We start from the raw sequence: 15,493 nt of genomic DNA, 5'->3' as shown, positions 1-15,493 counted from the left end.
TCGAGAACCGGCCCTGCGGCGTCAGCGCATCAGCACCGCTCTGCAGGCCAGATGCAGGGCGAGTCGAGCCTCGGGGTCGTTCATGTCGATGCCGAGCAGCTCCTGTGTGCGGCGGATGCGCAGCGCGACCGTGTTGCGGTGCAGGCCGAGCGCTGCGGCGGTGGCGGCGATGCCTGATTCATGGTCGAGGTACGCGGCGAGCGTGGTCAGCAGCTCGCCCGTGCCCTCGCGCAGCGGAGCGAGCAGCGACTCCGCGGCGGGAACGAAGGTGTCGTTGCCCGTCCAGGCGAGGAGCAGCTGCTCGAGACCGAGGCTGTCCACGCGCACGAACCACCCGGTCGCCGAGCGAGCGGCGGCGATCCTCGCGGCGTCAGCGGCCTCGTCGAGGGTCGTCACCAGTCCCGCCGGGCCCGGCTGCAGCGAGCCGACGCCCGTGGCGACGGGGAAGTCGCGAAGAGCATCCGCATGCAGCTGCCTCAGCGCGGCGACCGTGCGCTCGACCCGGTCTGGCCCCGGCGGCTCGGCGAAGGTCAGCCATCCGCTCACCCCGCTGCCCGCCGCCGTCGCGTGCGCCTCGGCATCGATCGCTCCGAGTCCTGCCCGCAGCGATCGCAGCAGGGAGAATGCGTCGAGCCGCCCTCGCGCGGCCAGGTGGAACCCGAGGTGATGCCCCTGAGTCCGCCACCCGCGCTCGATCATCCGCCGGTCGACGTCGTCGTCGGTCGCGCCTCGCAGATCGGTGAAGTCGCGCAGCAGCGCCGATGACACGGTCACGTCGTTGATCGCCGCGACCTCGTCGATCAGGATGCGGGCCGCGATGGCGGGCATCGCGATCTCGGCGGCGACCGACAGCGCCTGCAGCTGCGGTTCGCCCATCCCGTCCCCGAACAGCGCGAGCCGCAGTCCCGTGCGCCCGGGGCTGTCGACCCGGACGGATGCGGCCGCGGCATCGCCGGCACGCGCGAGGTCGGCCCACGAGTCGAACCCGATCGCCGCATGCAGCTCTGCACCGAGATGTCCACCTGCTTCGAGGACGACCCCGGCACGATCCACGAGGGCCACTCCCCTGCCGAGGTTCGCCGCGATGTGCCGCAGCAGGTCTCCGAGGTCCTGGGCGGAGTACTCGAAGGACTGCGCGACCTTGCGTACCTGACCGAGCGTCAGCGCATCGCGGGCCTCCAGCAGCATCCAGCACGCCTTCGCCAGCTGCACCGGGCGCCCGACGTCGAGCAGCGTGAGCCTGAGGCGGTCGGCGAGCCGACGTGCACCCTGGTCGATCGCCGTGGCGCCGGGCAGCGCGAGGCCCGTGTACCCGCGATCGCGGACTCGGCGGAGCATCGCATCCTGCTGCCAGGTGGTGCGCGGGATGCCGGAGGTGAGCACCGCGAGCCGATCGTGGGCGGCAGCCGCGAGATCCGTCTCGCCGTTCTCCACCGACACGGCCTTCCACGCCGCATCCGATGGACCCGCCACCAGCACGAGACCGCCGTTGTCGGGATGGGACAGCAGGTCGCTCAGACGCAGCCCACCGCTCATGCGACGTCCAGATCAGCCAGGCCGTAGGCGGACGGGGTGACGTGCCGCAGACGGTAGGGGTGGGCGTTCCACCACGCGGGAGCCGGGATCGCCAGCACGGCGACATGACGCGCCAGTGCCAGCTCGGTCACCTCGAGCACGTCGCGGGAGATCGCGTCGATGACGACGATCACCGTGGGTGCAGCCGCGACGACCGTTCCGTCGCTCAGCACGGCCAGGGCTTCGGAGCGGGTGATCACGCGGTGCACCGCGCCGTCGACGCCTGCGATCTCCACCGCGCTCACGTGAGGGTCGTCCGCATGGGAGGCGACCGAGAGGATGCGACCCTCGGCGACCAGGCGGGCGCCGAGCGCCTCAGCGAGTTCGGCGAGGGGTCGCGAGGAGGTGGACACGAACGAACGACCCCGTTCGAGCGCATGCGCCAGGTGACCTGAGATCGCATGCTCGCGCAGGTCGCCCACCGTGAATCCGGCGAACACCGCGCATCCGGCACCGCCTGCCTGGATGATCGCCGCCCGCACCACCCTCTCCACGTCTATCGCGCGCGCCGCCTCGACCAGAGCGACTCCGCCGGCTCCGGTGTCGCAGGCGACGACGATGCCCGGCACGCGGTCGACGAACAGCGACATCTGATCGAGGCCGGGTACAGCGCGGCCGGTGCAGTCGGCGTCCACCACGGTGTGGGTGTCGGCGAGCATCAGCGGAGCCAGCCCGTTCATGCCGCCGCCTTCCATCGAGCAGACCGCGGGAACCTCGTGGCCCAGCCATCTCTCGACCGCGTCGAGCAGCGGACGGAAGGGGTCGGCGCCTGGCATCCGCTCGCCAAGGAGGATGGTGGATCCGACGAACGCGACGCCGAGGCACGGCGTCTGCGGATCGAGTGACTCGGGCGCGGCGACCTCGAGCGGCCAGGTCGACGACCCGGCGAGGATCAGCTCGAGCATAGTCGTCGATCCACCGCCTCCGGAGCCGAACAGCGCATAGCCGCGCGCGAGCGCAGTCAGATCCTCACGCCCGAGCAGGCTCACCATCGTTCCAGGTTACGGCCTCGCCACCTGCTCGACCGGGACGAAGTCCTCTCCGAGGCCGAACGCCGACGGGCCGAACGCGGCGAGCGCGGCAGGAGTGCGCATCATCTCCGGGGTGGAGATCCCGAGCACCCGCACCCGCTGGCCGTACCGCAGTCCCTCGGTCGTGATCGGCTCGGCGGTCTCATGGTCGACGACGCAGATGAGGTCGGGCACGATGGCGACGAGGCGACCGCCATGACGGGCGATGAGGTTCTCATTCTGGAACGAGATCTCGAAAGCGTCGTCGCCCTCGTCGAGAGGCGCGATCACCGCCCGCCCCTTCGCGAACCCCTCGGTCGTGCGCCGCTCGACGTCGACCACCTTGCCGACGAACAGCTCGCGCATGTGCGGATACAGCGTGGATGCGAGTGTCGCCGAGATCGCCTCGAACGGGGATCGGTGCTCATCGCGCGCCAGCCGGATCGCGCGCCCGAGCGCGAGCGCCATCGAGATGGTGCGCGGCACGGCGGTGCGGCGCACGTCTGCGCCGGTCATCGGGTACTCGGCGATGTGGCCGACGCCGCCGAGGCGGATCGTGATCCCGCGGGCGAGCCATTCCATCTGACGGTCGTCGTCGCCCGTGTCGATCACGACCCGCTCGCCCCGCTCGCCGGCGAGGGCGAGGGGCGAGCCGTGCACGCCGTAGACGGCGAAGGTCTCCATCGACAGCTCGGGGAACGCACGGCCCATCCCGTCGGCGTCGACCACGGGAAGGCCGGTCTCCGCTGCGACGATCAGCGGGATCATCGAGTTGATGCCGCCGCATTCGATCGGCATGGTCGCGTCGGCCCTGCGCCCCAGATGATCCTCGAGGGTGCGCAGGGCGAGCGTGGGCTCGGTCCCTGCCGGGATCTTCTCGACCATCACGGTCGGCGCGCCCATCTGGGCCGTGGGGATGACGAACAGGTCATCGGCCAGCTCGTCGGGATCGAGGATGGTGATCGCCCCGTCGCCGAGAACGCGTTCGACGAGCATCTTGCCGATGTACGGATCTCCTCCTCCGCCCGTGCCGAGCAGCGTGGCTCCCCGCGCGAGATCGGGCAGATCTGCGGCAGTCAGCTGCCAGCTCACGCTGTCGCCTCAGCGCGCTGACCGGCCGAGACCGTGCCGTCGAAGCGGTGGGCGGGCATGTCGTAGCCGAAGTAGCCCGGTCCGACCATCGCCAGCGCCTCGGCGGAGTGCCAGCGCTCGTCGGCCGGCGCGGCGATGACGCGCACGCGCTGACCGTAACGCAGCGCCTCGGTCGTGATCGGCTCACCCGACTCGCCCTCGAGCACCATGATCAGGTCGGGCGTGGTGGCCAGCACCTGCCCGTCCTTCTCTGCGACGAGGTGCTCGTTCTGGAACTGCAGCGTGATCGAGGTGTCGTCGGCACCATCGATCCGCGCCCGGCCGCGCGCGAACCCGGTGGTGGTCGCGCGCTGCACGTCGACGACCTTGCCGTCGAACAGCTCGCGACCTCCGAGCAGGGCGACGGCCGCGGCGACGGGGTCGGTCTTGTCGTCGCGCGCCGCGACGATGACCTCGCCGATCTCGATGCAGCGCGACAGCGAGCCGGCGACGAGCGATTCGCGCGCCTGTGCACCAGACATCGAGAAGCCCGAGATCATCACCGAGCATCCCATCTCGACGCACGCGACGCGGGCGATGCGCTCGGTCCACGAGTTGTCGACGGTCTGCAGCACCCCCGTGTTGCCCTTCTCATCGCTGAACGCCAGCGGCGAGGCGGTCACGCCGTAGAGAGTGGGGAGCACCATCTGCAGCTCGGGGAACGCGCGCCCCATGCCGTCGGCGTCGATCAGCGGCAGACCGAGCGCCGCGGCGGCGGCGATCGGAATGGTGGAGTTCACACCTCCCACCTCCGCACAGGCGATGTGGGTGATCGGACGGCCGAGATGCACTCCGAGCGCCCGGACGGGCTCGACGACCTCGTCCAGGCTGGGCAGCTTCTCGACCATCACGGTCGGAGCGCCCATCATGGCGACGAAGAGCACGACGGCGTCACCGGGCACCTCGTCGAGGCCGACGACGGTGACGTCTGCATCGGCGAGCGCCTGGCGTGCCAGCAGCGCGCCGATGTACGGGTCTCCGCCGCCGCCGGTGCCGAGCACGGCCGCGCCGCGGGCGAGTGGATCGATGTGCTCTGCGGTGATGGTCCAGCTCATCTCACGCCCCCATGTCGAGGTCGCCGACGGCCTTCGCGCGGATGCGCGTGGCGTTGCCGGGGAGGTACGGGATCGGCACCTCGTCGAAGTCGATGATCGTCACGGTCGACGGCTTGGCTCCTGCGGCGACCGCCTTGTCGACGGCCTCGGCTCGCACCTCGGCGATCGTCTCCTCGCGGCGTCCCGGTTCGATGGCGTAGACCTTGTCGATCTCGCCGCCGACCTGGGCGATGGAGGCCCCGATGGCGTTGGCCACGGCATAGTTCTCGGGCCGGTGCACGGTTCCGAACATCGGCAGCTCGTCCGGCAGCAGGATGGATCCGCCGCCGACCGCCACGACCGCGATCGGCTCGGGCGAGGTGCGCATCCGGTCCACGGCCTCGGAGACGCGCTCGGCGATGCGGTCGAGCACGCGCGCCACGAGCGCCGGATCGAGGTGGGCGACCTTCGACGCGTCGCCGACGTCGGCGCGTCCCGCGGCCACGGCGATGTCGGTGGCGGTCAGCGTGCTGCCGCCGAACACCAGCGCCTCGGTCGTGAGGCGGTAGCCGACCGATGCCGGTCCCACCTCGCCGGTCTGCTCATCGACGATGCTGCCGCCGCCGATCCCGAGCGAGAGCACGTCGGGCATGCGGAAGTTGGTGCGGATGCCCGCGACCTTGACCTCATTGGCCGTCTCGCGCGGGAACCCCTTGATCAGCAGGCCGATGTCGGCGGTGGTGCCGCCGACATCGATCACGGCGCAGTCGTCGAGTCCGCTCGTGGTCGCGGCTCCTCGCATCGAGTTGGTGGGACCGGACGCGAAGGTGGCCACCGGGTACCGGCGCACGTACTCGTCGTCCATCAGCGTGCCGTCGTTCTGGCTGAGGAAGATGGGCGCCTCGATGCCCTGGGCGCGCACCGCTGAGGTGAGTCCGTCGACGATCTCGGAGGCGAGCTCGCGCAGCGCGGCGTTGATGATGGTGGCGTTCTCGCGCTCGAGCAGTCCGATGCGGCCGATCTCGTGCGAGAGCGAGATGGCGACGTCGTCGCCGAGCACGGAGGCGATGATCTCGGCGGCCTGCGTCTCGAGGTCGTGGTTGACCGGGCTGAACACCGAGGAGATGGCGACGGAGCGGATGCCGTTCGCCTTCATGTCCTCGGCGTGAGCGCGCAGCTCGTCGGGGTCGAGCGGCGAGATCGGGCGTCCGTCGAACTCGTAGCCGCCGTGCGCCAGGTAGCTGCGCGCGCGGGTGGCTTCGACGAGCACCTCGGGCCAGTCCACCAGCGGCGGCAGCGCCCGCGTCGCGGGGAGGCCGAGACGGAGGGCCGCCGTCGGTGCGAGTCGACTGGCCTGCACCAGCGCGTTGATGAAGTGCGTGGTGCCGATCATCACGGCATCGATGTCAGAGCCCTCGAAGGGGTGGTTGGCCCGCAGGTCCTCGATCGCCTGCACGATGCCGCTCGTGACGTCCTCGGTCGTGGAGTGCTTGACCCCCGCCAGTGTGCGGGTGCCCTCCATGAGTACTGCGTCGGTGTTCGTCCCGCCGACGTCGATGCCGATGTGCATGGTTCTCGCTTTCTGTGTGGAGGCCGGAGTCAGGCGCTGACGGGCTGGGAGTCGGATGCGGGCGCCTGGCGGGTGGTGGCGACACCGACGCCGCGCACCAGCCCGAGCTTGCCTGCGATGACGTACAGCACCATCGAGAGGAAGAGGCTGAGCAGCGACGGGATGCCCCAGGTGACGAAGTAGCCGACGAGCGACGACACCAGCCAGACGACGATGGTGGCAGGCACGAGCCGCGGGGCGGTCGCGGGCAGGGTGCCCGTCTCGCGAGTGGCGTCGAGGTCGGCGCGCCAGCGTCGCACGAAGTAGTACTCGGCGACCATGATGCCGGCGATGGGCGGGAACGCGACGCTGAGCACGACGAGGAACGAGGTGAACTGACCCAGGATCCCGACGGCGGCGAGGATCGACCCGACGACGCCGAGCACGATCGTCGTGGTGACGCGGTGCAGGTTGCGGCCGAACGCCGTGGAGATGAAGTTCACCAGGCCGAGGGTCGACGAGTACAGGTTCCAGTCGTTGATCTTCAGCGTGCCGGTGAGCACGATGAACAGGCCGATGAATCCGACCGACGAGGTGACGATCGCGACGATGTCGCCGGTGCCGGCGGCGTGTGCGAGCAGAACTCCAGCCAGACCGATCACGAACTCGCCGAGCGAGACGCCCACCACGGTCTGCTTGATGACATCGGCGCGGGAGCGGTTGAAGCGGGTCATGTCCCCCGTGATGATCGCACCGACGATGAGGCCGCCGGCGACGATGCCGGTGCCGGCCCACACGCTCATCGTCGGACCGGGGGCCGGGCTGGTGAGCAGCTCTCCGATGTCGTGACGGCTGAGCTCGCTGATGACCGACCAGCCGACCAGCACCAGGAACAGCGGCACGGTGACGTTCGCGAGCCACTGCATCCCGACGAAGCCGAAGGCGACGATCGCCGTGACAGCAAGACCGAAGATGAGGCTCCACACCCACACCGGCAGGACTCCGGGCATCAGCGCGTCGAGGGACTGCGCGGAGATCGCGGACTGGATGCCGAACCAGCCGATCAGGCTGATGCCGATGGCGAGGCCGACGAGCGAGGCGCCGATCTCGCCGAAGCCGGTCCATCGGGCCAGGAGCGCGGTGTTCAGCCCCTCGCGCTGACCGATGAATCCGACCACGCACATGATCACCTCGAGGATGAGCGAGCCGAACAGGAAGGCGAGGACTGCCTCGCCGAAGGTCATGCTGAAGCCCAGTGTCGCCCCGAGCAGGAACTGCGAGAGGGCGGAGACCTGACCGAATCGCTGCACGGCGATCCCGAACCAGGGCTTGCGTGCTTCGGGCGTGACTCGGGAGAGCGCGAAGTCATCGGAGTGCGCCATGCGTGCCATGAGGGTGTCCTTCGAGAGGAGTGACGGGTTGTGGCAACAGTAATCACGCCGCTCGACACGCGATATGTGCGATCTGCACGAGTATCGCGAACAGATGGGCAACATGCACTCGACCCCAGGCTCACTCGTGAACCTGGGGTCGGTGCAGAGCCGCGCGCCTCGTAAGGCCGCGTCAGCGCAGGCGGGTCAGCGCAGGCGGGTCAGCGCAGGCGGGTCAGCGCAGTGCGTGCTCCGCGACGAAGGCGCGCAGCGCCTGCTCGTCGTCGGCCATCTCCGTCACCCGCTGAGGCGCCGCCAGCATGTCGCGAAGCTCGGCCGAGAACTCCAGCTCGACGCCGATCGCCTCGGTGATCGTCTCGGCGAACTTCTGCGGCTTGGCGGTCTCGAGCACGAGCATCGGCACCTCCGGCTCGACGTGCTCGCGGGCGACCTTCACGCCGTCGGCGGTGTGCGGATCGATGACCTCTCCGGTCTCCTCGTACACCGAGCGGATCGTGGCGAGCCGGTCGGCGTGGGTCGAGGTGCCGCTGACGATGCCGAACTCGCTCTCGAACCGGCCGAGGTCGGCGGAGAAGTCGAAGAATCCGTCGCGGTCGAGCCCCGCCCAGGCGTCGACGACGCCCTGCGGCGAGCGCCCGACGAGGTCGAAGATGAAGCGCTCGAGGTTCGACGCCTTCGAGATGTCCATCGACGGGCTCGACGTGGCGTGCGTGTCGGCGGCCGACCGGGGGCGGTAGATGCCCGTGCGGAAGAACTCGTCGAGCACGTTGTTCTCGTTCGCGGCGAGAACGAGGCGGCGGATCGGCACGCCCATGCCCTTCGCGAAGAAGCCCGAGAGGATGTTGCCGAAGTTGCCGGAAGGCACCGTGAACGACACCTCGAACCCGGACCGGAACTCGGGCTCGACGGCGTCGGTCACCCGCAGCCAGGCCCAGAAGTAGTAGACGACCTGCGCGGCGATGCGCCCCAGGTTGATCGAGTTGACCGCGCCGAGGTTCTGCTCGCGCTTGAAGGCGAGATCGCCGGCGAGCTTCTTAACGAGGTTCTGGCAGTCGTCGAAGACGCCCTCCACGGCGATGTTGTGCACATTCGCGTCGTGCAGCGAGTACATCTGCGCGCGCTGGAACGGGCTCATCCTGCCCTGCGGCGAGAGCATGAACACCGACACCCGCTCCTTGCCGCGCAGCGCGTGCTCCGCGGCCGATCCGGTGTCGCCCGAGGTCGCACCGACGATGTTCAGCACGCGCCCCTTCTTCTCGAGCACGTATTCGAGCACCTGCCCCAGGAACTGCATCGCCATGTCCTTGAATGCGAGCGTCGGGCCCTCCGACAGACCGACCAGGGTGAGCCCGCCGCCGATCGAGCGCAGCGGCACCACGGCATCCGGGAAGTCGGCATACGCCGCCGCCGTCATCCGCGCGAGATCCTCGCGGGGGATGTCGGTGGCGAACAGCGAGAGCACCTCGGTGGCGAGCTGCGGATAGGTGAGCGCCCGCCACCGCTCCAGCGTCTCGGCGTCGACCTGCGGCAGCTGCTGAGGCACCGCGAGCCCCCGTCGGGTGCGAGTCCTTCGAGCAGAGTCTCGCTGAACGGCTGCGGCTGCATGCCGCCGCGGGTGGAGATGTACAGCACGAGGGCTCCTCGGGTCGTCGGGTTCTCCATTCTCGCAGGATCGTCGCGGCAGAGAGGCCGGATGACACCTGTCACACTCCGGCGCCCGCCTCCGACACATGTGCAGAGGCATCGGACGGATGCCAGGACGAGAGGACCACCATGACCAGGATCGACATGGCTCGCACGAACAAGCTCGGCTACGCCGCCGTGATCGGGATGGAGGCGTATGCGAGCAGGGCGGTCGAGAAGCGCCTCTACGAGCTGATCAAGCTGCGCGCGTCGATCCTGAACGGCTGCGGGTTCTGCGTCGACATGCACGCGACCGACGGCGCGAAGCACGGCATCCCGCAGCGCACCCTGCACGCGGTGGGCGCCTGGCAGCACGCCCGCAATCTCTTCGAGCCGAAGGAGCTCGCGGCCCTCGCTCTCACGGACGCGATCACCAAGCTCGGACCCGACACCGTGACCGACGAGATCTGGGATGCGGCGGCCGAGCACTTCGACGACGCGCAGCTCGGCGCGCTCGTCATGGCCATCTGCACGATCAACGTCTGGAACCGCATCGCGATCTCGACGCAGATGGAGCCGCCGATCGATGACAAGCACCCGATCGTGTGACCGCGGCGGCGTCGGCGAGGGGCGGTAGCGTGAGCGTCATGACCATCGCCGCCGCCTCCGCCGCGCTGGCATGGGAGGCCGAGCGCGGCAGGCTGATCGGCATCGCATACCGGATGCTCGGCGACTTCGGCCACGCCGAGGACGTCGTCTCGGAGGTCGCGATCGAGGCGCTGAAGGCCGAGCGCGCGGATGCCGCGGCAGTGCGCTCGTGGCCGGCCTGGCTGACCACCGCGTGCGTGCGCCGGTCGATCGACCGCGTGCGCGCGCTGGTCGCCGTCAGGGAGGAGTACACCGGGCACTGGCTGCCCGAACCCGTCGCGACGGATCGGCTGCCCGAAGACGCGGTGGCCGATCGAGAGATGCTCTCGCTGGCGCTGCTTCACCTCGCCGAGCAGCTCTCGCCCGAGGCCCGCGCCGCCGTCGTGCTGCACCGCGCCTACGCGATGACAGCGGTCGAGATCGGCGGGATCCTCGAGAAGTCCCCGGCGGCGGTGCGGCAGCTGATCTCGCGTGCGGAGCGCCGACTGCAGCTCGATGAGCACTCCCCGCGCCGCGCGCGGCCGACCCCGAGGCCCTGCGCAGCCTGCTCGAGGCCGTGCAGGACGGCGATCTCGACACCCTGCTCGCCCTGCTGACCGACGAGAGCATCCTGTGGACCGACGGCGGGGGCGTCGTCTCGGCGACCCGCAACCCGATCTTCGGCGCCGCCAAGGTGCATCGCTTCTACCTCGGCGTGCGCGAGAAGGCGCGCGCGTTCGACGCCGCGCATCCGTTCTCCGTCGCGCCCATCGAGGTCAACGGCGAGATCGCCCTGGCGCTGAGTCACAGCGGGCGCACCGACGTGCTCACGCTCGAATTCGATCCGAGCGGTCGCATCCGCGGCATCCGCCAGGTCTGCAACCCGCACAAGCTCACCCGCGCCTTTCCCGGCTGAGCGGGCGACGGCTCAATCGAGCAGGTGCCGCAGGTAGCGATCAGGCTCGCCGAGGAACGATCGCCAGTGGCGCACCAGCTCCAGGTCGTCCCACGTCGTCTCGCGCAGACCCCACTCGCCGACCTCGAGGATCGTCGCGCCGGGCAGCGAGGCCAGCACCGGCGAGTGGGTGGCACAGAGCACCTGCCCGCCGTCGTCGGCGATGCGACGGAGCACCGAGATGAGGGTGAGGGTCGACGCGAACGACAGCGCGGCCTCCGGCTCATCGAGGCAGTAGAAGCCGGGTGAGTCGAAGCGGGTGCTCAGGATCTCGAGGAACGACTCGCCATGGCTCATCTCGTGGAATCGCGAGTCGCCGGGAGACGGGTTCTGCTCGAGGTACGTGTAGAAGGAGTGCATCGTCTCGGCGCGGAGGAAGAATCCCCACGAGCTCGCGCCGATGCCGCGCTCGAGCCGCAGCCAGTCCGACAGCGGCGACTCGGTCGGTCGGGTGCTGTGCCTGGCGTTGCGCGATCCGCCCTCGGGTGAGAGTCCGTAGGCCAAGGCGACGCCCTCGACGATGGTCGACTTGCCGCTGCCGTTCTCGCCGACGAGGAAGGTCACGCCGGGTGCGAGCCGCATGCCCTCGCGCAGAAGCTGCGCCACGGCGGGGATGCTCGTCGGCCACCGGTCGCTCGGCTCGGGCGCATCGTCGCCCGCGGTCACCGCGACGACCGGATGCCTGCGGCGCAGCCATCCCGTGTCGTCGAGCGCACTCATGGCTCCGACCCTATCCGCCCGCCCGCACGCGCGCCGCGCCCATGCGCGCCGCCTGCACGGATGCAGGCGCGAAGCACAGATGTCGGCGAGAACAGCCGGATACGGCCGACATCCGTGTTTCTCGCCGACATCCGTGCCGAAGTCGACACGTGTGCCCGAGCAGACAGGCGTCGTGGTGCTAGGAAACGGGGTCCACGCCCGGCGCGGTGCCTCCGGTCGGCGCGGACTCGCGCGGCCCGAGCGAGTCGCTCTCGGCGAGGTACGACAGCCGCCGCAGCGTCTCGCTGTTGCGCCAGCGCAGCAGCGGCCCTGTGATGAAGGAGGGGATCGCGGCGCCGATGCCGCGTGCCGGGGTCTCGTGAATCGACACGAGGGTTCCGGAGTGACCGGGCTCAGCCTCGATGACCACGCGGGCTTCGCCGATCGGCCAGCCGCGCGCCTGCATGACGGCGCGCCGATCCGGATGCCATTCCCGCATGCTCGTCGTCCCGTTGAGCAGGAAGGGCCAGGTGCCGACCGAGTGATGCAGGACCGCCCCCGCCGCCGGCCAGGCGGCATCGACCTCCCGCATGCGCGCCGCCCCCACCACCCACGACGGATACAGCCACCCGTCGCTCAGCGCGCGGAACACCGCCTCGGGTGCACACCGCATGAGTCGCCGATTCGTCGCCATGATGCCCTCCTGAAGCCGTCGAACGCCGAGATTGTCGCAAACGCCGCACCCGGGGGGAACCCCCTTCCGCCACACCCCCGGCACGTGTGTGCTGGTGGTGAGCGAGGAGGTGATCGGAGTGCGTCCACAGCGCCTCGAACGACGGATGCGGGCTTCGCTGAGCACCGTCAGACCGTCGCTCAGGGGCGCGGTCACCCGCGCCCGGTTGCTGTTCGCGGCGAAGACGGCGCTCGCTGTCGCCGTGGCGTGGCTGATAGCCCCGCACATGCCGGGGGTGACCGACGACTACCCGTACTACGCGCCGTTCGGCGCGCTGATCAGCATGTACCCCACGCTCATGTCGTCGTTCCGTTCCGGCCTGCAGACCCTGCTCGGGCTGGGAGTGGGGATCGGGCTGGCTGCGCTGGTGCTGCTGACCGTCGGGCCCAGCGTGTGGTCGATCATCGGGGTCGTGGGCATCGGCGTGCTGGTCTCGGGCACCGGGTGGTTCGGCATCGGTCGCGAGTACATCCCGATGGCGGCGCTGTTCGTGCTGATCATCGGAGGAGCTGATGCGGAGGACTACTCCCTCGGCTACGTCACCCAGACGGCGGTGGGCGTGGTCGTGGGACTGCTGGTGAACCTGATCATCCCGCCCGCGCCCCTCGTGTCGGAGGCCGCCGGCCGCATCGACGCCTTTCAGCAGCGGCTGGCCGCCCATCTCGACGACATCGCCGCGGCGCTGACCGAGAAGTGGCCGCCGGAGCGCGATGGCTGGATGCAGGATGCGGGCGCGCTGGCCGAGACGAGTCGCTCGCTGCGCGATGCGCTCGCAGAAGCCGACGAGAGCCGTCGAGGCAATCCCCGCGCGTGGCGCGGTCGAGCCGACACCAGCGAAGAGCACGCCCGCCTCGAGGTGCTGGTCGAGGTGGCGCATCAGATCCGCGACGTCTCGGGCTGTCTGAGCGACACGATCAACGGGCGGCCGTCGGCGTTCCCACTCGATCCCGAGCTCGTCGAGCCGCTGTCGCGTGCGTGCAGCGCGGTCGCCGACGTGCTCGGGGCTGAGGCGGGCGAGGCCGTCGAGCTGCATGTGCGCGCGTCGGATGCGGTTCAGACGCTGCTGCGGGCCGTGCATGCCCGCTCGATCGAGATGGACGCCGTCGCCGGACCCGGCGTGCTGAGCGCGATGCACCTGCAGCGCATCCTGGGCATGCTCGCGCCGGCCGACGGCGACGATGCCCAGCGGGACGTCGCCCAGCCGGACGAGGCGGACCCTCAGCGCAGCGAGTAGTGCAGCAGCAGCTCGTCGCCCGCGCGCAGCACGGTCACCAGGTGAGCCCCGACGGGCAGCGCTCCGGCGACCTCGCCGCGCACGCATAACCCATCGGCGAACGGCCGGACGACCGTGCCGCCGGAGGCGGCCGCGATCGTCCGGCGCCGATCAGACCGGCTCACTCCACGAGCTTGCCGACGACCGAATCCGATGCCGAGGCCTCGGCCAGAATGCGGAACGACTCGGGGGCATCGGGCAGCGGCTCGAAGCTGACGCCGCCGGCCGGGCTCCAGATCATGTTGCCGCGCAGGGCCGGATCGGTCTCGGGGTAGTCGGCGCGGTTGTGGCAGCCTCGGGTCTCACGCCGCTCGACAGCCGACTCGAGCGTGGCTCGGGCGGCGAGCAGCGAGCCGAGCAGATCGAAGGCGTGGGCGAGGTCGTCGAAGCCGGCGATGTCGGGGTGCGCGCCGACGTGAGTCGCCCGCTCTTCGAGGACCGCGAGCTTCGCGAGGCCTTCGCGCAGAGACTGCTCGGTGCGGATGACCCCGGCGTGCTCGGTCATCAGGTCGCGCACCGCGCGCTGCAGCCGACGCGGTGTCTCCGTGCCGGTGCTGGTCAGGAAGCCGTCGATCTCGGCGCGCGCCTCGGCGACGGCGGCGGGGTCGCGATGCACCTCTGTGCGCGCGCGCACGTACTCGGCTGCCGTCTCACCAGTGATGCGGCCGTAGACCATCAGCTCGATCAGCGAGTTGCCACCAAGGCGATTGGCGCCGTGCAGGCCGCTGGATGCCTCCCCGATGGCGTACAAGCCGTCGACGCCGGTGCCGTGGTCGTCGGGCCGTACCCACACACCGCCCATCGAGTAGTGCGCGGTGGGGGCGACCTCCATCGGGCTCTCCGTGATGTCGAGCATCTGCAGGTCGATCATCGTGCGGTACAGCCGGGGCAGCTTCTCGAGGATCTGCTCGCGCGGCAGGTGCGACACGTCGAGCCAGACGCCGCCCTTCTCGGTGCCGCGGCCCTCGGCGATCTCGGTGTAGTTCGCCAGTGCCACGCGGTCGCGGGTCGACAGCTCCATGCGCTCGGGGTCGTAGCGCTGCATGAACCGCTCGCCCAGCGCGTTGGTGAGGATGCCGCCCTCGCCACGAGCGGCCTCGGACACGAGGGTGCCGGCCGCGTCGTCCGGCTCGATGAGTCCGGAGGGGTGGAACTGCACAAGCTCTGCGTCGCGGATGCGCGCCCCGGCGAGCGCGGCGAGCCGGAACGAGTCGCCGGTGTTCTCATCGCGCCGAGACGAGGTGTACCGCCAGATGCGGGTGTGCCCGCCGGCGGCGAGGATGACGGCGTCGGCGTGGATCACGACCGGGGTGCCGTCGACGACGTCGAATCCGTAGGCGCCGAACACCGTGCCATCGGCAACGAGGATGCGTGTGATGTAGACGGTGTCGATGATGGGCACGGCGAGCTCGGCCGCGCGGCGCATGAGGGTGCGCTGGATCTCGAGGCCTGTGTAGTCACCCGCGTAGGCGGTGCGGCGGTAGCGGTGTGCGCCGAAGAACCGCTGGCTGATGCGGCCGTCGTCTTCACGGGCGAACGGCATGCCCCATCGCTCGAGGTCGTCGATGCCACGTGCGGCACCTCGCGCGACGACCTCGACGATCGCGGGGTCAGCGAGGAAGTACGACTCGCGCAGGGTGTCGGCGGCGTGCTGCTGCCACGAGTCCTCCGGGTCCATGGTGCCGAGCGCGGCGTTGATGCCGCCGGCGGCGAGGGTGGTGTGCGCATCGTGCTTGCGACGCTTGCCGACGGCGAGCACCTGGATGCCGCGCTCGGCGAGTTCGATCGATGCGCGCAGGCCCGCGCCGCCGGTGCCGATGACGAGGACGGAGGTGGACAGGCGGCGTTCGGTGCGGGGCTGAGTGCTCATGCTTCCACGCTAGAAACTCCCTG

14 protein-coding genes and 1 pseudogene are annotated in these 15,493 nt (G+C 70.2%); 4 read left to right on the top strand and 11 right to left on the bottom strand.

Annotated elements, in window-relative coordinates; all coding sequences use genetic code 11:
• Nucleotides 1-21: 21 nt before the first annotated feature.
• The 7 genes and pseudogenes from FVO59_RS08560 to thrC form a co-directional block, all read right to left on the bottom strand.
• Nucleotides 22-1,536 (bottom strand): PucR family transcriptional regulator, encoded by a 1,515-nt coding sequence (locus tag FVO59_RS08560; RefSeq protein WP_182252249.1) that lies wholly within the window; start codon nucleotides 1,534-1,536, stop codon nucleotides 22-24.
• Nucleotides 1,533-2,567: an S-methyl thiohydantoin desulfurase domain-containing protein gene (locus FVO59_RS08555; protein WP_182252248.1), complete on the bottom strand. Its 1,035-nt coding sequence runs from the start codon at nucleotides 2,565-2,567 to the stop codon at nucleotides 1,533-1,535. Before FVO59_RS08555 ends, FVO59_RS08560 begins: the two co-directional genes overlap by 4 nt.
• A gap of 9 nt (nucleotides 2,568-2,576) precedes the next feature.
• The gene (locus FVO59_RS08550) at nucleotides 2,577-3,677 is read right to left on the bottom strand and encodes an S-methyl thiohydantoin desulfurase family protein (protein ID WP_182252247.1); all 1,101 of its coding nucleotides are present in this window, start codon (nucleotides 3,675-3,677) and stop codon (nucleotides 2,577-2,579) included.
• Nucleotides 3,674-4,771, bottom strand: coding sequence for an S-methyl thiohydantoin desulfurase family protein (locus FVO59_RS08545; protein WP_182252246.1), 1,098 nt, complete (start codon nucleotides 4,769-4,771; stop codon nucleotides 3,674-3,676). Before FVO59_RS08545 ends, FVO59_RS08550 begins: the two co-directional genes overlap by 4 nt.
• Before the next feature lies 1 nt (nucleotide 4,772).
• A complete protein-coding gene (locus tag FVO59_RS08540; RefSeq protein ID WP_182252245.1) occupies nucleotides 4,773-6,320 on the bottom strand; it encodes a hydantoinase/oxoprolinase N-terminal domain-containing protein in 1,548 nt (515 codons plus the stop codon).
• 29 nt (nucleotides 6,321-6,349) lie between these two features.
• A complete protein-coding gene (locus tag FVO59_RS08535) occupies nucleotides 6,350-7,690 on the bottom strand; it encodes a purine-cytosine permease family protein (protein WP_182252244.1) in 1,341 nt (446 codons plus the stop codon).
• 214 nt (nucleotides 7,691-7,904) lie between these two features.
• Nucleotides 7,905-9,322 (bottom strand): annotated as a pseudogene (gene thrC / locus FVO59_RS08530) (threonine synthase).
• Between the two features lie 141 nt (nucleotides 9,323-9,463).
• Between thrC and FVO59_RS08525 the strand changes: the two are divergent.
• From FVO59_RS08525 to FVO59_RS16480, 3 genes are read left to right on the top strand one after another with little or no spacing between them, the layout of a single operon-like run.
• Nucleotides 9,464-9,922, top strand: a complete 459-nt coding sequence (locus FVO59_RS08525; RefSeq protein WP_182252243.1) for a carboxymuconolactone decarboxylase family protein — start codon at nucleotides 9,464-9,466, stop codon at nucleotides 9,920-9,922.
• 38 nt (nucleotides 9,923-9,960) lie between these two features.
• Complete coding sequence (locus FVO59_RS08520) at nucleotides 9,961-10,557, top strand: sigma-70 family RNA polymerase sigma factor (protein WP_259363111.1); 597 nt, start codon at nucleotides 9,961-9,963, stop codon at nucleotides 10,555-10,557.
• Nucleotides 10,518-10,856, top strand: coding sequence for a sigma-70 family RNA polymerase sigma factor family protein (locus FVO59_RS16480; protein WP_259363110.1), 339 nt, complete (start codon nucleotides 10,518-10,520; stop codon nucleotides 10,854-10,856). The genes FVO59_RS08520 and FVO59_RS16480 overlap by 40 nt, the downstream gene beginning before the upstream one ends.
• A 12-nt stretch (nucleotides 10,857-10,868) precedes the next feature.
• On the opposite strand, the gene FVO59_RS08515 is transcribed toward FVO59_RS16480, so the two are convergent.
• Nucleotides 10,869-11,615 (bottom strand): AAA family ATPase, encoded by a 747-nt coding sequence (locus tag FVO59_RS08515; protein ID WP_182252242.1) that lies wholly within the window; start codon nucleotides 11,613-11,615, stop codon nucleotides 10,869-10,871.
• Nucleotides 11,616-11,793: 178 nt separating this feature from the next.
• Nucleotides 11,794-12,288: an SRPBCC family protein gene (locus FVO59_RS08510; RefSeq protein ID WP_182252241.1), complete on the bottom strand. Its 495-nt coding sequence runs from the start codon at nucleotides 12,286-12,288 to the stop codon at nucleotides 11,794-11,796.
• A gap of 118 nt (nucleotides 12,289-12,406) precedes the next feature.
• On the opposite strand from FVO59_RS08510, the gene FVO59_RS08505 reads away from it, so the two are divergent.
• The gene (locus tag FVO59_RS08505; protein ID WP_259363109.1) at nucleotides 12,407-13,561 is read left to right on the top strand and encodes an FUSC family protein; all 1,155 of its coding nucleotides are present in this window, start codon (nucleotides 12,407-12,409) and stop codon (nucleotides 13,559-13,561) included.
• On the opposite strand, the gene FVO59_RS08500 is transcribed toward FVO59_RS08505, so the two are convergent.
• Together FVO59_RS08500 and FVO59_RS08495 are read right to left on the bottom strand one after the other, a co-directional pair.
• Nucleotides 13,546-13,725: a hypothetical protein gene (locus tag FVO59_RS08500; RefSeq protein WP_182252240.1), complete on the bottom strand. Its 180-nt coding sequence runs from the start codon at nucleotides 13,723-13,725 to the stop codon at nucleotides 13,546-13,548. The genes FVO59_RS08505 and FVO59_RS08500 overlap by 16 nt on opposite strands.
• On the bottom strand, nucleotides 13,722-15,470 hold the full coding sequence (locus FVO59_RS08495; RefSeq protein ID WP_182252239.1) for an FAD-binding protein: 1,749 nt from the start codon (nucleotides 15,468-15,470) through the stop codon (nucleotides 13,722-13,724). The genes FVO59_RS08500 and FVO59_RS08495 overlap by 4 nt, the downstream gene beginning before the upstream one ends.
• Nucleotides 15,471-15,493 lie beyond the last annotated feature (23 nt).

Source organism: Microbacterium esteraromaticum (genome assembly GCF_014084045.1).
Lineage (GTDB): Bacteria > Actinomycetota > Actinomycetes > Actinomycetales > Microbacteriaceae > Microbacterium > Microbacterium esteraromaticum_D.
Note: the sequence above shows the minus strand (reverse complement) of the source record. Positions and strands in the feature narration are given on the sequence as shown.